The organism is Arthrobacter dokdonellae (genome assembly GCF_003268655.1).
In the GTDB taxonomy this organism is placed as follows: Bacteria; Actinomycetota; Actinomycetes; order Actinomycetales; family Micrococcaceae; genus Specibacter; species Specibacter dokdonellae.
The window spans coordinates 22,680-42,399 of sequence record NZ_CP029642.1 but is presented as its reverse complement, the minus strand read 5'-3'; the positions used below and the strand labels follow the sequence as shown (position 1 = coordinate 42,399).

The 19,720-nt window shown below is 66.8% G+C and carries 21 protein-coding genes and 1 tRNA gene; 16 read left to right on the top strand and 6 right to left on the bottom strand.

The features are described from left to right. Positions 1 to 52: 52 nt before the first annotated feature. Positions 53 to 940: an EamA family transporter RarD gene (gene rarD, locus DMB86_RS00205; RefSeq protein WP_113719223.1), complete on the bottom strand. Its 888-nt coding sequence runs from the start codon at positions 938 to 940 to the stop codon at positions 53 to 55. Positions 941 to 1,272: 332 nt separating this feature from the next. On the opposite strand from rarD, the gene DMB86_RS00200 reads away from it, so the two are divergent. The 3 genes from DMB86_RS00200 to DMB86_RS00190 all read left to right on the top strand — a co-directional run bounded on the left by DMB86_RS00200 (position 1,273) and on the right by DMB86_RS00190 (position 5,102). After that, positions 1,273 to 2,688: an FAD-dependent oxidoreductase gene (locus DMB86_RS00200; protein WP_227878514.1), complete on the top strand. Its 1,416-nt coding sequence runs from the start codon at positions 1,273 to 1,275 to the stop codon at positions 2,686 to 2,688. A 117-nt stretch (positions 2,689 to 2,805) separates the two neighbouring features. After that, positions 2,806 to 4,317, top strand: coding sequence for an amino acid permease (locus tag DMB86_RS00195; RefSeq protein WP_113716032.1), 1,512 nt, complete (start codon positions 2,806 to 2,808; stop codon positions 4,315 to 4,317). Between the two features lie 29 nt (positions 4,318 to 4,346). Then, positions 4,347 to 5,102 carry an oxygenase MpaB family protein gene (locus DMB86_RS00190; RefSeq protein WP_227878788.1) on the top strand — a complete coding sequence of 252 codons (756 nt, stop codon included), beginning with the start codon at positions 4,347 to 4,349 and terminating at the stop codon, positions 5,100 to 5,102. A gap of 88 nt (positions 5,103 to 5,190) precedes the next feature. Here the strand turns inward: DMB86_RS00190 and DMB86_RS00185 are convergent, their stop codons facing one another. Then, the gene (locus tag DMB86_RS00185) at positions 5,191 to 5,826 is read right to left on the bottom strand and encodes a DUF2461 domain-containing protein (protein WP_113716030.1); all 636 of its coding nucleotides are present in this window, start codon (positions 5,824 to 5,826) and stop codon (positions 5,191 to 5,193) included. Between the two features lie 142 nt (positions 5,827 to 5,968). Here DMB86_RS00185 and DMB86_RS00180 point away from each other — a divergent pair, with 142 nt between their 5' ends. Then, positions 5,969 to 6,415, top strand: a complete 447-nt coding sequence (locus DMB86_RS00180; RefSeq protein ID WP_113716029.1) for a Fur family transcriptional regulator — start codon at positions 5,969 to 5,971, stop codon at positions 6,413 to 6,415. 15 nt (positions 6,416 to 6,430) lie between these two features. Continuing rightward, a complete protein-coding gene (locus DMB86_RS00175) occupies positions 6,431 to 7,927 on the top strand; it encodes a catalase (protein WP_113716028.1) in 1,497 nt (498 codons plus the stop codon). Between the two features lie 59 nt (positions 7,928 to 7,986). On the opposite strand, the gene DMB86_RS00170 is transcribed toward DMB86_RS00175, so the two are convergent. Beyond that, positions 7,987 to 8,373 (bottom strand): ankyrin repeat domain-containing protein, encoded by a 387-nt coding sequence (locus DMB86_RS00170; protein WP_113716027.1) that lies wholly within the window; start codon positions 8,371 to 8,373, stop codon positions 7,987 to 7,989. Between the two features lie 143 nt (positions 8,374 to 8,516). On the opposite strand from DMB86_RS00170, the gene DMB86_RS00165 reads away from it, so the two are divergent. From DMB86_RS00165 to DMB86_RS00145, 5 genes are all read left to right on the top strand, one after another. Continuing rightward, a complete protein-coding gene (locus DMB86_RS00165) occupies positions 8,517 to 9,800 on the top strand; it encodes an MFS transporter (protein ID WP_113716026.1) in 1,284 nt (427 codons plus the stop codon). 66 nt (positions 9,801 to 9,866) lie between these two features. After that, the gene (gene htpX / locus DMB86_RS00160) at positions 9,867 to 10,739 is read left to right on the top strand and encodes a zinc metalloprotease HtpX (RefSeq protein WP_113716025.1); all 873 of its coding nucleotides are present in this window, start codon (positions 9,867 to 9,869) and stop codon (positions 10,737 to 10,739) included. A gap of 60 nt (positions 10,740 to 10,799) precedes the next feature. Beyond that, positions 10,800 to 11,501, top strand: coding sequence for a histidine phosphatase family protein (locus DMB86_RS00155; RefSeq protein ID WP_113719222.1), 702 nt, complete (start codon positions 10,800 to 10,802; stop codon positions 11,499 to 11,501). Beyond that, on the top strand, positions 11,488 to 12,816 hold the full coding sequence (locus DMB86_RS00150) for a sensor histidine kinase (RefSeq protein ID WP_113716024.1): 1,329 nt from the start codon (positions 11,488 to 11,490) through the stop codon (positions 12,814 to 12,816). Before DMB86_RS00155 ends, DMB86_RS00150 begins: the two co-directional genes overlap by 14 nt. After that, complete coding sequence (locus DMB86_RS00145) at positions 12,813 to 13,481, top strand: response regulator (protein ID WP_113716023.1); 669 nt, start codon at positions 12,813 to 12,815, stop codon at positions 13,479 to 13,481. Before DMB86_RS00150 ends, DMB86_RS00145 begins: the two co-directional genes overlap by 4 nt. A gap of 30 nt (positions 13,482 to 13,511) precedes the next feature. Here DMB86_RS00145 and DMB86_RS00140 read toward each other — a convergent pair whose 3' ends face one another. Next, positions 13,512 to 14,285 (bottom strand): VOC family protein, encoded by a 774-nt coding sequence (locus DMB86_RS00140; protein WP_193926259.1) that lies wholly within the window; start codon positions 14,283 to 14,285, stop codon positions 13,512 to 13,514. 97 nt (positions 14,286 to 14,382) lie between these two features. Then, positions 14,383 to 14,871 carry a YajQ family cyclic di-GMP-binding protein gene (locus tag DMB86_RS00135; protein ID WP_113716022.1) on the bottom strand — a complete coding sequence of 163 codons (489 nt, stop codon included), beginning with the start codon at positions 14,869 to 14,871 and terminating at the stop codon, positions 14,383 to 14,385. 186 nt (positions 14,872 to 15,057) lie between these two features. Between DMB86_RS00135 and DMB86_RS00130 the strand changes: the two genes are divergently transcribed. From DMB86_RS00130 to DMB86_RS00115, 4 genes are all read left to right on the top strand, one after another. Beyond that, a complete protein-coding gene (locus DMB86_RS00130; protein ID WP_129545432.1) occupies positions 15,058 to 15,414 on the top strand; it encodes a hypothetical protein in 357 nt (118 codons plus the stop codon). Between the two features lie 126 nt (positions 15,415 to 15,540). Continuing rightward, positions 15,541 to 15,625, top strand: a tRNA-Tyr gene (locus DMB86_RS00125). A 91-nt stretch (positions 15,626 to 15,716) separates the two neighbouring features. Beyond that, positions 15,717 to 16,430 (top strand): hypothetical protein, encoded by a 714-nt coding sequence (locus DMB86_RS00120; protein ID WP_171814315.1) that lies wholly within the window; start codon positions 15,717 to 15,719, stop codon positions 16,428 to 16,430. A 66-nt stretch (positions 16,431 to 16,496) separates the two neighbouring features. Continuing rightward, positions 16,497 to 17,126 carry a sunset domain-containing protein gene (locus DMB86_RS00115; protein WP_113716019.1) on the top strand — a complete coding sequence of 210 codons (630 nt, stop codon included), beginning with the start codon at positions 16,497 to 16,499 and terminating at the stop codon, positions 17,124 to 17,126. A gap of 101 nt (positions 17,127 to 17,227) precedes the next feature. Here DMB86_RS00115 and DMB86_RS00110 read toward each other — a convergent pair whose 3' ends face one another. Beyond that, positions 17,228 to 17,893, bottom strand: coding sequence for a GNAT family N-acetyltransferase (locus DMB86_RS00110; RefSeq protein WP_113716018.1), 666 nt, complete (start codon positions 17,891 to 17,893; stop codon positions 17,228 to 17,230). 58 nt (positions 17,894 to 17,951) lie between these two features. Here DMB86_RS00110 and DMB86_RS00105 point away from each other — a divergent pair, with 58 nt between their 5' ends. Next, complete coding sequence (locus DMB86_RS00105) at positions 17,952 to 18,383, top strand: MarR family winged helix-turn-helix transcriptional regulator (RefSeq protein ID WP_113716017.1); 432 nt, start codon at positions 17,952 to 17,954, stop codon at positions 18,381 to 18,383. Between the two features lie 73 nt (positions 18,384 to 18,456). Next, on the top strand, positions 18,457 to 19,674 hold the full coding sequence (locus tag DMB86_RS00100; RefSeq protein WP_113719220.1) for an MFS transporter: 1,218 nt from the start codon (positions 18,457 to 18,459) through the stop codon (positions 19,672 to 19,674). Positions 19,675 to 19,720 lie beyond the last annotated feature (46 nt).

Below are 19,720 nucleotides of genomic sequence, written 5' to 3'. Positions count from 1 at the left end.
GGTCAAATGCCTCAACGGATATGCGCGCACCTTTCGCTTGGGACTGCCGGCGTCAGGCGGCTGCCCGGCGCAAGCGCGCGGTGTGCCGGTAGCGGACCAGGGAGTCTGCCGTCAGAATCACCAGTGCCAGCCACACGATGCCGAAACCAATCCAGCGGTCGAGTCCCATGTGCTCGCCCAGAAGGACGGTGGCCACCACAAACTGCAAGAGCGGGGCCACATACTGCAGCAGTCCGATGGTCGTCATGGGCAGGCGCCGGGCGGATGCGCCAAAGAACAGCAGCGGGACCGCGGTGACCACGCCGGAGGCTGCCATGAGCCAGAAATGTCCGGCGCCCAGCCCGGTCAGCGTGGCCTGCCCCAACACGGCGAGGACCACCATGGCGGCGGCCGCGAACGGGGCGAGCACTGCGGTCTCCACGCTCAGGCTGGTGAGGGCGTCCACCTTGCCGCCCACGCGGTTCTTCACAAAGCCGTACAGGCCGAAGCTGAACGCCAGCACCAGGGCAACCCACGGCAGTTTTCCGTAGCTGAAGGTCAGCACGACGACGGCAGCGAACCCCACGCCGACGGCCGCCCATTGGAGGGGGCGCAGCTTTTCCTTCAGGACGATGACCCCCAGCAGCACGGAGACGAGCGGGTTGATGAAGTAGCCCAGTGACGCCTCGATGGCGTTGCCATGAGTCACGGCGAACACGTAGGTCAACCAGTTGATGACGATCAGGACGCCCGCCACCGCCAGCGGGCCGAGGATGCGCGGGTCCCGCACGGCCGCGCCGATCTTTGGCCAGCCGCGCGTGAGGGTGATGACCAGGGCGCAGAAGACGACGGACCAGACAACGCGGTTGGCGACGATTTCCACGCTGCCCGCCGGGATGAGCCAAATGAAGTAAAGCGGCAGCAGCCCCCACAGTCCGTAGGCGCCGATCCCAAGGAGCATGCCCGTGGCGGTCTCGGTCCGGGCCGGGCGCGGCGGTTTGCTTCTGTTCGGCGACCCGGTGGTCGGGGACGCTGGCACTATGGAGGGTTTGCTGATCGGCACATGGCCAACAACAGCACGGACCGCACCAATATTCCATGGCCACCCGGTGCGCGGCTGGACTGAAATGCGGCGCACCGCATCCGGGCCTGAGTGGTTGGTCACGTTCCGCGGACGCCCCTTACCGGCCCCGGGCTCGGACACCTAGACTGGGAAAGCAGCGCCCACTTGGCGTTCCCGCCGCGGCCCGGCCACCCCTGGTGCCGCGGTCCACAGTTCGGAAGGACTTCCACTTGTCTAACTCGACAACCGCCCGCCCGTTCCGCGTCGCCATCGTCGGCTCCGGTCCGGCCGGGGTCTACGCGGCGGACATCCTGACCAAATCACAGGAAGTGGCTGGCGGGGACGTTGAAGTCAGCATTGACATTTTTGAGTCGCACCCGGCACCCTACGGCTTGATCCGCTACGGGGTGGCCCCAGACCACCCCCGCATCAAGGGCATCGTCAACGCCCTGCACAGGGTGCTGGACCGCGGCGACATCCGCTTCTTTGGCAACGTCACTTACGGCCGGGACCTCTCGCTCAGCGACATCCGTTCCTTTTACGACGCCGTCATTTTCGCCACCGGGGCCGTGAAGGACGCGGAGCTGGACGTCCCGGGCATCGAGCTCGAGGGTTCCTTCGGCGGCGCCGACTTCGTCTCCTGGTATGACGGACACCCGGACGTTCCGCGCGAATGGCCCCTGACGGCCCAGGAAATCGCGGTGATCGGTAACGGCAACGTGGCGCTGGATGTTGCCCGCGTCCTCTCGAAGCACGCGGACGACCTGCTGGTCACCGAGATCCCGGACAACGTTTATCAGGGGCTGAAGTCATCGCCCGTGACGGACGTCCACATTTTTGGCCGCCGCGGCCCCGCGCAGGTGAAGTTCACCCCACTGGAACTGCGCGAACTTTCCCACTCGCGCGACGTGGACATTGTCCTTTATGACGAGGACTTTGATTTCGACGAGGCCTCCGACGCCGCCATCAGGACCAACAACCAGGTCAAGACCATCGTGAAGACCTTCACCAACTGGTTGGCCGAGGAGCATGACGAGACCCGGGTTCCGGCGTCGCGCCGCCTCCACCTCCACTTCCTGCACACCCCCGTGGAAATCCTGGGCACGGACGGCCGGGTCTCCGGCATCAGGTTTGAACGCAATGAACTCGACGGCACGGGCAATGCCCGCGGCACCGGCGAGTTCATCGATTACCCCGTCCAGGCGGTCTACCGGGCCGTGGGCTACTTTGGCTCCGAGCTGCCCGAAGTGGGCTTCGACACCCGGCGCGGCGTCATCCCCAACGACGGCGGCCGTGTCCTGGGTCACGACGGCACCCCCGTGCCGGGCCTGTATGCGACGGGCTGGATCAAACGTGGACCGGTGGGCCTGATCGGCAGCACCAAGGGCGACGCGCTGGAGACCGTCGGCTGCCTCCTGGAGGACCGCGCGGGCCTGCCTGCGGCCGAACATCCCGGCGAGCAGGAGATCGTGGAGCTGCTCGAATCACGCGGGGTGGATTACACGACGTGGGAAGGCTGGAACAAGCTCGACGCCCACGAACAGCATCTGGGCGCCAGCTACGTGGCCGACGGCGGCCTGGACGTGGCCCGCGAGCGCATCAAGGTCGTGGACCGCGAGCAGATGGTCAACATTTCCAAGAAATAACGCCGCGCGCACGACCAGCGTCTCAAATAGTGAGAATAGGTATCCGGAATGTGCATGCTCTGATAGGGCTTCGGTAAAGTCGAGTGGTTGAAAATACCTGAAGATTAAGCGATTTCCATGAACTTGTTCCGCACCAAATCCATTGAACATTCCCTTGCCGACGCAGCCGAACCCGGGCGCACCCTGAAACGGAGCCTGAACACCTGGGACCTGATGATCATGGGCGTCGCCGTGGCCGTCGGTGCCGGCATCTTCTCCGTGGGCGCCAAGGCCGCCGCCAGCTACGCCGGCCCTGCCGTCACCATTTCCTTTGTGCTGGCGGCGGTCACCTGCGCCCTGGCCGTCATGTGCTACGCCGAGTTCGCCACCGCCATCCCCGTCACGGGCAGCGCCTACGTCTTCACCTACGCCACCATGGGCGAGCTGCTGGCCTGGATCATCGGATGGAACCTTATCCTGGAACTGCTCATGGCGGCTTCCGTCATTGCGAAGTATTGGGGCGTCTACCTGAGCAACTTCCTCGAAGCCGTCCACATCAACATTCCGTCCAACTTCTCCGTACTCGGTGCCACGGTGTACTGGGGCCCGCTGGTGGTGGTGGCCGCCTTCACCGTGGTCCTGGTGCTCGGAACCAAGCTGTCCGCCCGGATCAACAACGTGTTCACGATGATCAAGATCGCGATCGTGTTGTTCGTGATCGTGGTGGGCTTCTTCTTCGTCAAGGCCGCCAACTTCGCCCCGTTCGTTCCCAACTCCGTGCCGGCGCCGGCCTCGGGTTCGTCCTGGACCACCCAGCCGTTCCTGTCCTTCCTCACCGGCGCCACGCCTGCCATGTACGGTTTCACCGGCATCATTTCCGGCGCGGCGCTGGTGTTCTTCGCGTTCATCGGCTTCGACGTGGTGGCCACCAGCGCCGAGGAAGTCAAAAACCCTGCCAAGACGCTGCCGCGTGGCATCTTTGCCGGCCTGGGCGTCGTGACTGTCCTGTACATCCTGGTGACGCTGGTGGTCACCGGCATGGTGTCCTACAAGGACCTGGCCGCACAGGCCGAGCCCTCCCTGGCCACCGCCTTCCACCTGGTGGGGGCGGACTGGGCCGTAGTCATCATTTCCCTGGGCTCGCTGATCGGGCTGACCACGGTCATCATGGTGCTGCTCATGGGCCTGGCGCGCGTCAGCATGGCCATGAGCCGCGACGGCATGCTGCCCCGTGCCCTGAGTCGGACCTCGGACAAGCACGGCACCCCGGGCCGCACGCAGATTCTGTGCGGTGCCGTGGTGGCTGTCCTGGCCGGGTTCACCCCCGTGGAGGTGCTCAGCGAGATGATCAACATCGGCACCTTGAGCGCGTTTGTCATGGTCAGCGTCGGCATCCTCGTGCTGCGCCACAAGAGGCCCGACCTGAAGCCGTCCTTCCGCGTCCCGCTCGGCCCGGTCCTGCCAGTCGTCTCGGCGCTCCTCTGCATCTACCTGATGTTCAACCTCGCCACCATGACGTGGGTCTTCTTCGCCGTTTGGGTGGCGGCCGGCCTGGTCTTTTACTTCTCCTACGGCCACTGGAATTCCCGCCTGCGCCGTGAAGAGGCCGCCGGTCCCGCGGCGGCCGTGCCCGCCGGGCTGCGCGGCTAGCCATGACCCGGCGCCGGCCAGTGGCAGGGATGGCGGACGTGGCGCCGGAGTCCGTGCTCCTGGCGGGCGCCGGGAGGGCCATCCTCCTGCAGTTGGCCAATCCCGCGGTGGGCCGCGGCGTTGCCCGGCATTCGAATTTTGCGGCCGATCCGCTCCGCCGCCTCCACGCCACGCTGAGCTACGTGTACGCCCTGACCAACGGGACACCCGCGCAGCAGAGGCTGGTAAAGGCGCGCGTCCAGCGCGCGCACCTGCCCGTCAAGGGCGGCCCCGGCCCGCGGCATCCGGCCTACGACGCCGGGGATCCCGCACTTCAGCTGTGGGTGGCCGCCACGCTGTATGAATCGGCCATGCATATGTACGACGCCGTGTTCCCGGCCTTGGCGCCGGGCATCGCCGACGCTGTGTACCAGGATTATGCGGTGCTGGGCACCGCCCTCGGCATGCCCGGGCGCCTGTGGCCGGCCACCCGGGCCGACTTCTGCAACTACTGGAACGAAAGCCTTCGCGGTCTGGACGTGGATGACTCCATCCGCCGGGTCGCGCGGGAACTGCTCTCAGCCGACAATGCGCCGCCGTGGATCAAGCTGCTGATGCCCCTGGCCCGCTTCCTGACAGTGGGCCTCCTTCCCCCTTCCGTCCGGGAACTGTACGGATTCCCCTGGTCCCCGCCCAAGGACCGTCTGCTGCGGGGGATCTGCGCCATGGCATCGATCCTGGTCCGCATCACGCCGGTCTGGATCCGCCACGCCCCGATGCGCCACTATCTCAAGCACCTGGCCTGAGACCGGGCTGCGAGGGGCGGACCCGGAGTTTCCTTAGGTCACGGAGTTTTCGTTGGTCGCGTAAATGAGGCCCCAAAGGCCGCCGCCGTCAAGGAGCCGCGTACCGGATCACCCAATCGACGAGCGGGCGCAGCTGCTCCCAGTGCCTGGCCACCTCATCGCGGGCGCGGCCGGTGTCGAGCCACTCCGGCAGCCCCAGCTGCCGTGAGGCGCTGAGCGTCTTGTGCTTGAGCAGTTCCGCGCGCGGGTGGCCGCGGGGAAAGCCGCGCGGAACCGTCTTGAGCCGCTGCCCCTCGACCGAAAACCCGGATTTGGACAGTGTGCCGGTCACTCGTGCGAGCGCCTCGCCGCTGGCAGGCGCATCCACGGCCGAGCGGTAGCGGGCCAGGTGCGCCGGGGAGCTGGAGTGGAAGCCGCCGCCCACCAGCAGGCCGTCGGCGCTCACCTGGAGGTAGAAGCCAACCCCCTCGTGGTTGGAGACAAACGCGCCCTGCGCCGTCTTGTAGGGGGATTTGTCCAGTGAAAAGCGCACGTCCCGGTAGGGGCGGAACAGCTTGGCCGGACCGAAGACCGGGGCGAGCTCCGCAAGGAGGGCTTCCAGCGGCAGCCGCACCACGGCGTCGTAGGCGTCCTTGTGCGCCAGCCACCAGTCGCGGTTGTTGTTGTTCTCAAGTTCGGCGTAGAAGGCGCTGGCTGCGGCGGGGATGCCGGTAAAAGTATCCATGAAAGCGAGCCTACGGACACCGCCCGGCACGCAACAGGGGGAGGCTCGATGCTGGGGACGGCTGGGGGTCCGGATGCCCCTGTGGAGGACGCGCCATACTTTTAACTGGACTCAGTCCAAAAAGCATGACAGGCTGGGGCACATGGTCGACGTTCAGGAACCTGGGGAGATGCTGCGGGCAGCTGCGCTGCGCGTGACGCGACCGCGCCTGGCCGTCCTCCAAGCAGTGCGCGCCCATCCGCATGCGGACGCCGACACCATCATTGGCGCCGCCAGGCAGGTGCTGGGCAGCGTTTCCAAGCAGGCCGTCTACGACGTGCTGTCAGCCTTGGCCGACGCCGGACTGCTCCGCAGGATCGAGCCGTCCGGTTCGCCGGCACGGTTCGAAGCCCGCGTGGGCGACAACCACCACCACGTGGTGTGCCGGAGCTGCGGCGACATAGCCGACGTCGACTGTGCCGTTGGTGAGGCTCCGTGCCTGCATGCCTCCGACGACCACGGCTTCACGATTGACGAAGCCGAGGTCATTTATTGGGGAACGTGCCCGGCCTGCACCGCCAAAAAGACCCTGGAAACACAAAACACCTAGGAGCGAAATACTTTCATGGCTAACGACAACACTCTGCCGCTGACCACCGTCGCCGGGGCGCCCGTCGCCAACAACCAGGACAGCCTGACGGCCGGTCCCCGCGGCCCCATGCTTCTCCAGGATGCCTGGTTCCTGGAGAAGATGGCCCACTTTGACCGCGAGGTCATTCCGGAGCGCCGCATGCACGCCAAGGGCTCCGGCGCCTTCGGCACCCTGACCATCACCAACGACATCTCCAAGTACACCAGCGCCAAGGTGTTCTCCGAGGTGGGCAAGAAGACGGACATGTTTGCCCGCTTCTCGACCGTGGCCGGCGAACGCGGCGCCGCCGACGCCGAACGCGACATCCGCGGCTTCGCCGTGAAGTTCTACACCGAGGAAGGCAACTGGGACCTGGTGGGCAACAACACCCCCGTGTTCTTCTTCCGCGACCCGCTGAAGTTCCCCGACCTGAACCACGCAGTGAAGCGTGACCCGCGCACCAACCTGCGCAGCGCCGAGAACAACTGGGACTTCTGGACCAACCTGCCCGAGTCGCTGCACCAGGTCACGATCGTCATGTCGGACCGGGGCATCCCGGCCTCGTACCGCCACATGCACGGCTTCGGCTCGCACACCTACTCGCTGATCAACGCCGAGGGCGAGCGCTTCTGGGTCAAGTTCCACCACCGGACGCAGCAGGGCATCAAGAACCTCACGGACGAGGAAGCCACCGCGCTCGTTGGCGGCGACCGCGAGTCCCACCAGCGCGACCTCTTCGACTCGATCGAGAACGGCGACTTCCCGAAGTGGAAGCTCATGATCCAGGTCATGCCCGAGGCCGACGCCGAGACCTACAAGTACCACCCGTTCGACCTCACCAAGGTCTGGTCCAAGAAGGACTACCCGTTGATTGAGGTGGGCGAGTGGGAACTGAACCGCAACGCTGAGAACTACTTTGCCGACGTCGAGCAGGCAGCATTCTCCCCCGCCAACGTGGTGCCGGGCATCAGCTACTCCCCGGACCGCATGCTGCAGGGCCGCCTGTTCTCCTACGGTGACGCCCAGCGCTACCGCCTCGGAGTGAACCACCACCAGATCCCGGTGAACGCCCCGAAGAACCCGGTCAACTCCTACCACCGCGACGGTGCCATGCGCGTCGACGGCAACCAGGGCCGCACGCCCAGCATCGAGCCGAACTCCTACAGCCGCTGGAGCCAGCAGTCTGCCTACGCCGAGCCGGCGCACGCCGTCGGCGCCGTGGCCGACCGCTTCAACTACCGCGAAGACGATGCCAACTACTTTGAGCAGCCCGGCATCCTGTTCCGCGAGAAGATGACCGAAGAACAGCGCCAGGTGCTGTTCGAGAACACGGCCCGCGCCATCGACGGCGCCTCGCAGGCGACCATCGAACGCCACATCTACAACTGCACGCAGGCGGACCCCGCCTACGGCGAGGGTGTGCGCAAGGCCATCGAAGCCTTGGCGGCATCGGCGATTTCCGGCACGGACGTCAACTCGGACTCCGTCTAGAAATTGCCAACTGCCCGGTACCGGCCCTTGTGGCCGGTGCCGGGCAGTTTTTGTTTCCGTCAGCCAAGCAGGTGCCCGCGGCCAAACAGGGCCGCAGCCGCCCGCGCGGTGGGGGTGCCGGCGTCGAGGTCGGCACCGGCAGCCACGAGCAGGGACACCACTGCCTCCTCGCCCTTGAACAGCGCGCCGGCGACGGGCGCCTGGTCGCGGCCGTTGCGGATGTTGGGGCTGGCGCCGCGGCCGAGCAGCATCTTCACGGTGTCGGGGCGGCCGTTGTAGGCCGCCAGCATCAGCAGGGTGTTTCCGCCGGTGTCCTGGACATCCACGTCCAGTCCGTGGTCGAGGAACTCCGCAAGGTCGGCGGTGCGGCCCTCGCGGGCCAGGTCCATGGCGAGGGCGACGACCTTGGCCGCCTGGTCATCGTTGAGGGAGGGAGTGGATGTCATTTCTCCACAGTAGGCGACCGGCCGCCACATTTCCCACGGCAGGACTCACAGGGCCCAGGGGCAGGTCCAGCCGGGCGCCGCCCACAAAGCCGGGCGCCGCCCACAAAGCCGGGCCGGGCCCGTGCCGGGGCTAGGCTGTTTCCGTGCCAAAACTCCTTGCCGACGTGACCCCGCTGAAGGAAAGCCCCGCGTTTCGGCGGCTGTGGCTGGGCAACGGACTTTCCTCGATCGGCACGCAATTGACGGTGGTGGCCGTCAGCCTGGAGGTGTACGACCTCACCCGCTCCACCCTGGCCGTGGGGATGCTGGGCCTGGTGGCGCTGGTACCCCTCGTGTTTGCCGGCCTGTACGGCGGATCCATTGCCGACGCGCACGACCGCCGCCGGGTGGCCCTGCTGTCCTCCGCGGTCTTGTGGCTGGTGACCATCGGCATCGCCACGCAGGCGTGGCTGGGGCTGGGCAATGTCTGGATCCTGTACGGGTTGATCGCCGTCCAGTCCGCTGCGGCCGGGGTCAACGGCTCGGCCCGCAGCGCCATCGTGCCGAGGCTGGTGCGGCTGGAACTGCTGCCGGCGGCAAATGCGCTGAGCATGATCGTCATGGGCCTGGGCACCACGATCGGTCCACTGATGGCCGGGATCCTGGTGGCCAACGTGGGCTACGGTTGGACCTACACCGTGGACGTGCTTTCGTTTTCGGCGTCGCTGTGGGCGTTGTTCAAGCTGCCGGCGCTGCCGCCCTTGCCGGGCGAGACCGGCTCCGTTCAGCGCGCCGGATTCACGTCGGTGCTGGAGGGCTTCCGGTTCCTGGGCACCCGGCACAACGTGCGCATGACGTTCCTGGTCGACATGTGTGCCATGGTGTTCGCGCTGCCCCGCGCGCTCCTTCCGGCCATCGGCGCGGTCTGGCTGGGCGGCGGGCAGCAGACGGCGGGCGTGCTGTTGGCCTCCATAGCCGCCGGCTCCTTCCTGGCCGCACTGTTTTCCGGTCCGCTGGGCGGCGTGCGCAGCCAGGGCCTGGCGGTGGTCTGGTCCATCACCGTGTGGGGCGCCGCGATCGCAGGCCTGGGCGGTGCGGTCCTGGCGGGCGGCCACGCGCCCGACGGCGCCGTGTCGCCGTGGATTGTCGGTGCCGTGGCCGCCTTGGTGGTGGCTGGCGTCGCCGATTCCATCAGTTCCGTGTTCCGTTCCACCATCCTGCAGTCGGCCACCCCGGACCACCTGCGGGGCCGGCTGCAGGGCATCTTTGTGGTGGTGGTGACGGGCGGTCCCCGCCTGGGCGACGTCTTCTCCGGATCGACGGGGCAGTGGCTGGGGGAGGGATGGGCCGCCGTGGCGGGCGGGCTGTTGTGCATTGCCGCAGTCTGGGGGCTGGCGGCGTGGCAGCGCGGCTTTATCCACTATGACGCCCGCCACCCCGATCCCTGAGGCGGGAACAACCGTCCCGTCCGGCTCGTTTTATGTGATGTAGGAAGTCAAGGGAAGGACAGGCACGTGCACAGCCATTTCAACGGACTGAAGACCGCAGCGCTTTTTGGCGTGCTCTGGGCGGTCCTGCTCGGCATTGGGGCGCTGGTTGCCGGAGGCATGCGCAGCGCCGCCCCGCTGTGGATCTTTGCGCTGATCGGCCTCGCCACCACGGCCTACGGCTATTGGAACAGCGGCAAGATCGCCATCCGGTCCATGCAGGCCTACCCCGTCACGGAGGAGCAGGCGCCCGGCATTTACCGCATTGTCCGCGAGCTCTCGGTCAAGGCCAACCAGCCCATGCCCGCGATCTTTGTCTCGCCCACCCAGGCGCCCAACGCGTTTGCGACGGGACGCAACCCCAAAAACGCCGCCGTCTGTTGCACCGAAGGCATCCTCAACCTGCTCGATGAGCGTGAGCTGCGCGGCGTCCTGGGCCACGAACTCATGCACGTGTACAACCGTGACATTCTCACTTCTTCCGTGGCTGCGGCCGTGGCCGGTGTCATCACCTCCGTAGCCCAGATGATGCTGTTCTTTGGCGGTGGCGACCGCCGCAACGCCAACCCCATTGCCATGATCGCCATGGCCCTGCTGGCCCCCATGGCCGCGTCCATGATCCAGCTGGCCATCAGCCGGACGCGGGAGTACGACGCCGACGAGGATGGTTCGCGGCTGACCGACGACCCCCTGGCGCTTGCCTCGGCGCTGCGCAAGCTTGAAACCGGGGTGCAGCAGGCGCCGCTGCCGGAGGAACAGAACCTGGTCAATGCCAGCCACCTCATGATCGCCAACCCGTTCCGCAACGGCGGGGCCCGCAAGCTTTTCTCCACGCACCCGCCGATGTCTGACCGCATTGCCCGTCTCGAAAGGATGGCCGGGCGTCCGCTCAGCAGCTGAGTGCCCAGGCGCCGGGCCCGGAGCCACCGGATGTCCAGCCTGGTAGGACAGAATGGGATCATGCGATTGATCCTGATTCGACACGGGCAGACGCCCAACAACGTCCTGAGCCTGCTCGACACGGCGATTCCGGGTCCCGGGCTGACCTCTGTGGGAATGGAGCAGGCCGCGGCCGTCCCCGCGGCGCTGCGCGGGGAAAGGATCAACGGGCTCTACATTTCCAACCTGACCCGCACGGCCCTGACCGCGGCTCCGCTCGCCGCGGACCGTGCCCTGGAACCGGTGGTACGTTCCGGGCTCCGCGAGATCAGCGCCGGCTCCCTGGAAATGAAGGGCGACGCCGAATCCGTCATGGCCTACCTGGAAACCGTCAAGTCCTGGCTGGGTGGCGACCTTTCGGTGCGGATGCCCGGAGCGGACACGGGCCTGGAGGTGCTTGAACGCTTTGACGACGTGGTGGATGAAGCCGCCGCCGGCAAGGGTGGCGGTGCCGTCGCGATGGTCAGCCACGGCGCCATGATCCGCTTCTGGGCCGGGCACCGGGCCACCAACATTGACTGGTCGGACACGAGGTACCACGAGCTCTCCAACACCGGAATCGTCACCCTGGAAGGCGAACCCGGCACCGGCAGCGCACCGGGCGGTTGGAAGGTCCTGGACTGGCGCGGCACCCCAGCCGGCGGCGTGGGCGGCACCGACTTTGACGGCCCGACGGCGGAGCTTGACGCGGGCGGAACCCGCACCGAAGATGCCCAGCGCTAACCGCGGCGCCGCCCGTCCGGCAGCCGGCGGCGTGGGGGCGTCTGTGGCCGGCGGTCAGGGCGCGTTCAGCACCGCCAGTCTCTGGCGGCTCAAGCGGATCAGCTGGGTATGGCTGGGCACGGCCGCCGTGTGCATTGCCCTGTTGGCGGTCGGGGCGCCGCTGAACATGATCCTGTACCAGATGGTGCTGCCCTTTGGGCTGGGCATGGCCATCCTGCACGCCGCCTCCCTGGGGCTGACCGCGGCCCGGCCGGTGGCCGGCATGCTGGTGTCGCTGGTTCCGATGGTGGTCATGCCGCTCGTGTCGACCCCCCAGGGGGCGGCCCCCATGCCCTTCAGCGTCGTGGCCATGGTCACGCAGGTGCTGGTCATTTGCGTCGCGGGACTGCGCAGCCATTGGATGGTCCCGGCGGCGGGGTGGCTGTTGAGCGTGGGCGTCGGAGTCATCGACAACTACCTGACCATGCCGCATGGACAGACCCAGGGCGCGCAAATCAATGTGGTCGTCTTTGCCGCGGTGTCCGGGGGACTGATGGTTGCCTCCGTCGTGGCCCAGCAATGGCAGCACCTGCGCGCTGAACTGGCCGCCGAACGGACCGTCAGCGCCGAGGAACAGTCGCTCCGGCGGCTTGCCGAGGAACGCACCCGCATTGCTCGCGAGCTTCACGACGTGGTGGCCCATGGCATGTCCGTGGTGGTGGTCCAGGCGACCACCGCCGCCTACCGGCATGCCGGACTCAACGACGAGCTCAAGCAGGAATTTGAGGACATCGCGGACAACTCCCGCCGCGCCATGGCGGAAATGCGCAGCATGCTTGGCTCGCTGCGCGATTCCGGCTCGGGCCGCGAAACGGCGCCCCAGCCGGGCTTCGACGACCTCCCGGGACTGTTGGCCTCGGCGCGTACGGCGGGGGTGCAGGTGCGGGAACCCGAGCTGTCCGGCGTCGATCTCGACGCGGTGGGGGAAGTGATCGCCCTGACCGCCTATCGGATTGTCCAGGAGGCGCTCAGCAACGTGGTCCGCCACGCCCCCGGGGCCGACGTCGAGATCGGCTTCAGCACGGCGGCGGGCAGGCTGGAGGTCTCGGTGGTCAACTCGGCGTCGGCCGTTGGCGCCGTCATGGCCCAACTGGACCGCGGATCGCATGTGGGCCAGGGCCTGATCGGCATGCATGAACGGGCAACGATTGTCGGGGGCTCGGTGTTCTGCGCGCCGACGCCGGAAGGTGGCTTCTCCGTGGTGGCCTCCCTGCCGCTGATCAGCGTGGCCAAGGGCGCCGCGGGCGGAACACGGGACGGGCAGGCCATCGCATGAGCATCCGCGTTTTGGTCGCGGACGACCAGGCCATGGTCCGGCAAGGATTCGCGGCCCTGCTGGGCGCACAAACGGACATAGAGGTGGTGGGCCAGGCGGAGAACGGTGCCGTGGCGGTGGAACTGGCCGCTGCATGCCATCCGGACGTAGTGCTCATGGACGTGCGCATGCCAGTCATGGACGGGCTGGAGGCCGCCCGGCGCATTCTGGTCCGGGCTGGCGGGGCAGAACCGGTGCACGTGCTGATGCTGACCACCTTCGACGTGGACGACTACGTCTACGACGCCCTGCGGATCGGCGCCAGCGGCTTCCTGTTCAAGGATGCGCTCGCCGACGAACTCGTGGCGGCCGTGCGGATCGTGGCCGGCGGAGAGGCCTTGTTGGCGCCATCCGTGACCAAGCGGCTGATTGAGCGGTTCGCGGAGTCCACGGCCCGCCCCGCATTGTCACGGGACCGGCTTGACGGGCTGACTGAGCGCGAACTGGAAGTCATGACGCTGGTGGGACGCGGGCTCTCCAACCACGAAATCGCCGCGGAGCTCTTCATCGCCCAGCAGACCGTGAAGACGCACGTGAGCAAGATTCTGGGCAAGCTGGACCTGCGGGACCGGGTGCAGATGGTGGTGCTCGCCTACGATACCGGGCTCGTGGAGCCCGGTATCTGACTCCGGGCAATCCGGAGTTGGTCCGGCGGACTATCGTGCCGGCGGCTGGATGATCTTGAACATGGCCCCGGTGGGGTCGGTCAGCCCGGCCAGGCGGCCAAACGGCGTATCCTCGGCGGCCTGGATCACGGTGGCGCCCAGGGAGAGTGCCGTCGCAACCGAGGCATCGGCGTCGGCCACCTGGAAGTAGACCTGCCACGTGGAGGGGAGGTGCCCGGGGAGGTCGTTCGTGGCGTCCAGGACGCCGGCCACGGCGTCCTGGCCCTCGCCCACCGTGGAGTACTTGAACTCCGCAGTGTCGCTCATGACGGCGGTCTTCCAGCCGAAGACGTCCTGGTAGAACTTGAGGGCGCCCGGGTAGTCCTTGGTCCAGAGCTCGTGCCAGCTCGCCGCGCCGTCGACGGCGTGCGCCTGGAAGCCGGTGTGTCCGCCAAATTCCCACACGCCCACGGATGCGCCGCCGGGATCGCCCAGCATGGCCATCTTGCCCTGCTCGGGGACGTCCATGGGCGCCATGTAGGTGACGCCGCCCGCCGCGGTCGCCGCGGCAACCGTCGCGTCAATGTCCCCGACGCGAAGGTACGTGGACCACATGTCCGGGTACCCGGCGTCGTCCTGGTCGCTCTGCATCAAACCGGCCACGGACTTGCCGTCCTTGAACGCCGTGGTGTAGCCGCCGTACTTTTCTTCGTCCCCCACCTCATAGGTCCAGCCGAACAGGGCGGTGTAGAACTCCTTGGCCTTGGCCGGATCCGAGGTCATCAGGTCAATCCAGCATGGTGCACCTGCGGGGATTTCAGTCATGGCTGCTCCTTACAAAGTGAAGTGGAAGATCAGGATAAGTCACGAGCCTATGCCCGCCGGGGCGGCCCCACAAGTGCCCCGGCGTACCGGTCCACGGTCAGCGCATGTTGACGAATTGCAGGTCCGCGTCCTCAAACTTGCGCAGCAGGGCCATGACGGATTGCAGGTCGTCGCGGCTCTTGGAGCTCACACGCAGTTCATCCCCCTGGATGGTGGACTTCACACCCTTGGGGCCCTCGTCGCGGATCAGCTTGTTGATCTTCTTGGCCACGTCCTGGGCGATGCCTTCCTTGATGGAGGCCTCCAGCCGGTACTCCTTGCCGGACGCGTACGGTTCGCCGGCGTCGAGCGACTTCAGCGAAATGCCGCGCTTGATCAGCTTCGACTCAAAGACGTCCATGACAGCCATGACGCGCTCTTCAGAGTTTGCCTTGAGCAGGATCTTCTCGCCGCTGAAGTCGATCTCGGCCCCCACACCCTTGAAGTCGTAGCGCTGGGCCACTTCCTTCTGGGCCTGGTTCAGCGCGTTGGCGACTTCCTGCTTGTCCACCTTGCTGACGACGTCAAACGTTGACTCACTTGCCATGATTCCTCCACGTGCATGAAAAAGCGCCGGTTGATTTGCCTTCTAGCGTAGACGATAGGGGCAAAAGGGTGCGTCCAGCCGGCTGCCCCGGGCCCTTCACAGTTCGCTCCAAGCGGACGCGTGGCGGGAGCACATCTGCCCCCCGCATCGTTGTACGTGTTGAGACCGTGACTTCAGGAGGACCCAGTGCGACAAACCCCAGGCACGACGCCGGAACCGGACCCCGTCCCTGCCGCGCCACCCGCCGTGGCCCCGATGCAAGGCAGTGCCGCCCCGGCCAAGTCCCGACCGGGCATGAAAGTTGCGGTGGGAACGGCCATGGCGGCGGCAACGCTGGCGGCCGTGACGGCCCTGTCCGGGCCGGTTGTCAGCCAGGATCCCGCGGCCATCCTGGCCTCACCGGTTAACTCGGCGTCGTCGCGCATTGCGGGCGTGCAGGCCGACATGGCCCGCGCGGTGGCACTGCGGCAGGTCACGCCCGAACAGGCCGCGTTCCTTGAAAAACAGTTGGTCCGCCGCATCCAGGCCGGCACCCAGGCCTAATGACGCGGCCGCCGTGGCCGCTGCCAAAGTCCGATTCGATTCTTGGCCGAATACCTTGTATTGTTTTACTGCTCCCACTTGATGGGGGCGAAAAGCCAGGTGGGATATCTACACCTGGCAGGCCATGGCAGATTACCCGAGTGGCCAAAGGGGGCTGACTGTAAATCAGCTGGCAACGCCTTCACTGGTTCGAATCCAGTATCTGCCACCACAACGGAAGCCCGGAATGCCGCACAACGGCGTTCCGGGCTTCCGTTGTTAACAAGGGCCCGCGCAAAGGGCCGGGCAACTACAGTTAGGGCATGGAATACCTTGTGCCCCTGGCCATTGTGCTGGTCATTGTCATTGCCGTGGTCGTGGCCTCGCGGTTCATGGGCCGCAAGGGCCGTGCCCTTCAGGACGCCGAAGGCCCGCGGCCCCGGACCGCGAAGCCCACGCCGCGCCGGCCCCGAGCCACCCGCGAGATGGCGGAGGAGGCCAGCGCCAGGTTGACGCCGGAGGCACACCGGGCCGTGTATTCACTCATTGCCCGGCAACAGGTCCTCAACGCGGTCCAGGCCTACCGGAAGGCCACGCGTTCCAGCCTTGGCCAAGCCGCGGCAGCCGTGGCCGCCCTGGCCGAATTCCCGCAGCCATCACCGGACCCCGTTGCCGACGGGCAGCCCTTCGCAGATGAGGACATCCTTGAGCCTGGCCCGGAGTCGGCTGTGCCGAAGCCGGCTGGGGCGGAGCCGGCTGGGGCGGAGCCGGCCGAACCGGCGACTGCAGGCCCCGAACCCGTCGCGCCGAAGCCTGCCGTGGCTGCCGGGACCTACCGCTACCGCGCCATCGTTTCGCGCGGCGACGAGGTCCGGGAGGTGGCCAGCACGCGCCTGAACGAGGAAATTTTTGGCCGCATCCGTTCCCTGGCGCTGTCCGGGGACCTTGACGGCGCAGCCCGCCTGCTGCGCGGCCACGCAGACGTATCCGACGGCGACGCCCGCGAGTTTGTCTCGATGATCGGCCCTGTCGACTGACGCCCGGTTAGAATAAGGCGCCAATTCCTTTTGCCGAGATCGTCGGCCGACTCCTTGGGGGAGCACTTGAACACCTCTGTCCGCGCCGGCCGGCTTGCCCTGCGCCGTTTCATGTTGATTGCCGCCGCCACCCTGGCGGTCCTGGCCCCAGCCCTAGCAGTGCCGGCCCAGGCAGAGGCGGCGACAGCCGGCAACAGCCGCGTGTCCGCCTTTGCCGCCGGCCCCGCCAGCGTTGTCAAGGGGAAGACCATCACCCTTTCGGCACAGGCCCAAAAACTCGCGGGAAACCGTTGGGCGAACACTGGAACGGTCACGGCAACCGTCTATTTTGATCCCGACGGTTCGGCGCCCAACAAGGCCTTCCGCACGGTCCGCAGCAATGCCCGCGGATACGTGAAACTGGGGATCCCGGCCGCAGTATCCGGAAAGTGGTCGCTGCGCCTTCCCGGGCAGGCGGCCCTGAAGGCTTCGTCCAGCGGTGCCAAGTATGTGAAGGTGGCGCCGGCGCCGAAGCCGGCGTCGTCAAAGCCCGCCAGCAAGTGGAACTGCCCGGCCTGGGCGCCCATCAAGGGCAACGCGCCGAGCAGGATCTACCACCTGAAGGGTCAGAGGTTCTACAACAAGACCACGCCCGAAATCTGCTTCACGACCGAGTCGGCGGCGCGCAACGCCGGATACCGCAAGTCCAAGGTCTAACGGCCGCTGCGGGCCGGCCCCGCGGGGAGTGCCGCCCTCGGGCGGAAAGGCACCTCGAGGGTGGATGAGGTGGCGGCCCATGCCGCCGCCTGCCGGGGGCCTCAGGCACGGGTGGCCATTGGCCAAGCCCGCGGCCTTCCCCCACACGCGCCGGCCGTGTTCATCGACGCGCACGGGAGCGGGCCGTCTCTCAGGGGCCGATTCGCCGCAGGCCCGTTGAGCGGACGGGGTGGGCTGGCTTCGGCCTCGATGGCAAACACCAGGGAGTCCATCCACGCGCCGCGGATCAGCCGGTCGTTCTTCAGCAGGCCCACTTGTCTCATGCCGATTTTTTGCAGCACACCGGCGGACGCGGTGTTTTCGGGCCGGCAGGTCGCCGTGATGCGGGCGAGGTGCAGCTGGGATAACCCAAAGTCAACGAGCGCCACGGCCGCCTCCGTGGCATGGCCCTTGCCCCACCGGTCCGGGTGGAGGGTGTAGCCGATTTCCGCTTCGCGGCCTCCGTCCTTGCCCACCCGTGCCTTGACCGTCAGGCCGATGGAGCCGATGACCTCGCTGTCCAGCGTTATGGCGAGAGTGCGGTTCGTACGCGGGACCTCGCTGGCCCGTGCGCGGCAGAATTCGAGGAAGTCGCGGGTATCCCGGTCCGAGTTGGGGCACCAGTCCACAAATTCCAGCGTCCGCGCGTCCGACGCAAAGGCGTGGACGGCGGCAAAGTCGGAGGTTGTGTATTCGCGCAGCACCAGACGCGCGGTGGCCAATTCCATGGCCTCATCATAGGCTTCCCGTTGACTGTTAGGCAGCCTAATGTTAGGCTGTCTAACTATGAGTGAAGATTTCGAGAAACTGGCCGGCCGCTACCGCGACATCCTGCGCCAGGCTGTCTACCTTTCGCGGTCGATCGACGCTGAAGGCGAGCTGAGCACCAACCAGGTCAGCACCTTGAACATGATCTCCGCCCAACCGATGCGCGTCAGTGCCATCGCCAAGTACGCGGGGATCCGTGTGCCAAGCGCCACGGAGCAGGTCATCAAGCTTGAGGCTGCGGGGCTGGTCCAGCGGATGCCTGATGAATCGGACGCCCGGGCCGTGCTGGTCCACCTCACTGAGACCGGCAGGAAGGTGCTCATCGAAGCGAACAGGCGGCGAAACGCCAATATGGCGGCGGCCCTGGAAACGCTCTCGGCCGGGGAAAAACAGGCCATCAATGACGCCATCCCCGCCATCGCCAAACTCAATGCGGCGCTGAAGTCCTGATCCCGGCGCGGGCGCGGCTCGCCGTCGTACATGCAATTTGAACCCTAGTAAGGAGAAACTCGTGCAGGCCAACATGGCAGAAAACACTGCCCAGGAAATCGAGGACGTCCTCGTCGACGAGAAACGGTCCATGCTCAAGCAGCCGAAGGCCGTGTGGGCCGTTGCCTTTGCGGCCGTCTTCGCGTTCATGGGGATCGGCCTGGTGGACCCGATCCTGCCGGCCATCGCCAAAAACCTGCAGGCCACGCCGAGCCAGGTCTCACTGCTGTTCACCAGCTACTTCCTGGTGACGGCCATTGCCATGCTGATCACGGGATTTGTCTCCTCCCGCATCGGGGGCAAGAAGACACTGCTGATCGGGCTGTTCGTCATCGTGGTCTTCTCCGCACTCTCCGGCCTGTCCAACACGGTCGACGCGCTGGTCGGTTTCCGTGCCGGCTGGGGGCTGGGCAACGCCCTGTTCGTGGCGACCTCGCTGGCCGTGATGGTGGGCGTGGCCTCGGGTGGCGCCGCGACCGCCATCATTCTCTATGAGGCGGCCCTGGGCCTGGGCCTGTCGCTCGGCCCGCTCATGGGCGCGCTGCTGGGCGGCTGGCAGTGGCGGGCGCCATTCTTCGGCACCGCAACGGCCATGGCGGTGGCCTTCATCCTGGTGGTCGTGCTGCTGCCGAAGTCTCCCGTTCCTGCGGTGAAGACCCGGCTGCGGGACCCGCTGGTGGCGCTGGGCCACAAGGGTCTGCGCACCACCGCCGGCAGCGCCCTGTTTTACAACTACGGTTTCTTCACCATCCTGGCGTTTGTGCCGTTCATCCTGGGCTTCAACGCCTACGGCATCGGTGCGGTGTTCTTTGGCTGGGGCGTGGCTGTAGCGGTGTTCTCCGTGTTCGTGGCCCCGATTGTGCAGCGCCGCTTCGGCCCGGTGAAGTCGCTTACCGGGTCGCTGCTTGGCCTGATGGTGGTGCTGGCCGGGCTGGCGCTGGCCGCCGGGCATTCGGTGACGGTGATCGTGGTCCTGACCATCGTCTCCGGCGCGCTGCTGGGCATCAACAACACGCTGTTCACCGAAATGGCCATGGCCGTCTCCGATTCCCCGCGTCCCGTGGCGAGTGCCGGTTATAACTTTGTGCGCTGGATGGGCGGCGCCCTGGCGCCGTTCCTGGCCGCAAAAATTGCCGAACACTCCTCCGCGTCCATCACCTTCCTGGTGGCCGCCGCCATGGTGCTGGTCAGCGCCGCGGTGATCTTTGGCGGGCGCAAGTACCTCGCCGCCCATGAGCCTGAGGGCGTCTAACACCGACATTCCCGCTCACGCGCTGAGCGAAACCAGTAGCCATGCC

What these genes read in the sequence shown, in the direction of transcription:
- DMB86_RS00105 (WP_113716017.1), top strand. Translation starts at nt 17,952, where the DNA reads ATGAGTGAAGATTTCGAGAAACTGGCCGGCCGCTACCGCGACATCCTG.
- DMB86_RS00135 (WP_113716022.1), bottom strand. Translation starts at nt 14,871, where the DNA reads ATGGCAAGTGAGTCAACGTTTGACGTCGTCAGCAAGGTGGACAAGCAG.
- DMB86_RS00140 (WP_193926259.1), bottom strand. Translation starts at nt 14,285, where the DNA reads ATGACTGAAATCCCCGCAGGTGCACCATGCTGGATTGACCTGATGACC.
- DMB86_RS00180 (WP_113716029.1), top strand. Translation starts at nt 5,969, where the DNA reads ATGGTCGACGTTCAGGAACCTGGGGAGATGCTGCGGGCAGCTGCGCTG.
- DMB86_RS00110 (WP_113716018.1), bottom strand. Translation starts at nt 17,893, where the DNA reads ATGGAATTGGCCACCGCGCGTCTGGTGCTGCGCGAATACACAACCTCC.
- DMB86_RS00175 (WP_113716028.1), top strand. Translation starts at nt 6,431, where the DNA reads ATGGCTAACGACAACACTCTGCCGCTGACCACCGTCGCCGGGGCGCCC.
- DMB86_RS00145 (WP_113716023.1), top strand. Translation starts at nt 12,813, where the DNA reads ATGAGCATCCGCGTTTTGGTCGCGGACGACCAGGCCATGGTCCGGCAA.
- DMB86_RS00120 (WP_171814315.1), top strand. Translation starts at nt 15,717, where the DNA reads ATGGAATACCTTGTGCCCCTGGCCATTGTGCTGGTCATTGTCATTGCC.
- DMB86_RS00155 (WP_113719222.1), top strand. Translation starts at nt 10,800, where the DNA reads ATGCGATTGATCCTGATTCGACACGGGCAGACGCCCAACAACGTCCTG.
- DMB86_RS00100 (WP_113719220.1), top strand. Translation starts at nt 18,457, where the DNA reads ATGGCAGAAAACACTGCCCAGGAAATCGAGGACGTCCTCGTCGACGAG.
- rarD (WP_113719223.1), bottom strand. Translation starts at nt 940, where the DNA reads ATGCTCCTTGGGATCGGCGCCTACGGACTGTGGGGGCTGCTGCCGCTT.
- DMB86_RS00190 (WP_227878788.1), top strand. Translation starts at nt 4,347, where the DNA reads ATGGCGGACGTGGCGCCGGAGTCCGTGCTCCTGGCGGGCGCCGGGAGG.
- DMB86_RS00170 (WP_113716027.1), bottom strand. Translation starts at nt 8,373, where the DNA reads ATGACATCCACTCCCTCCCTCAACGATGACCAGGCGGCCAAGGTCGTC.
- DMB86_RS00195 (WP_113716032.1), top strand. Translation starts at nt 2,806, where the DNA reads ATGAACTTGTTCCGCACCAAATCCATTGAACATTCCCTTGCCGACGCA.
- DMB86_RS00185 (WP_113716030.1), bottom strand. Translation starts at nt 5,826, where the DNA reads ATGGATACTTTTACCGGCATCCCCGCCGCAGCCAGCGCCTTCTACGCC.
- DMB86_RS00150 (WP_113716024.1), top strand. Translation starts at nt 11,488, where the DNA reads ATGCCCAGCGCTAACCGCGGCGCCGCCCGTCCGGCAGCCGGCGGCGTG.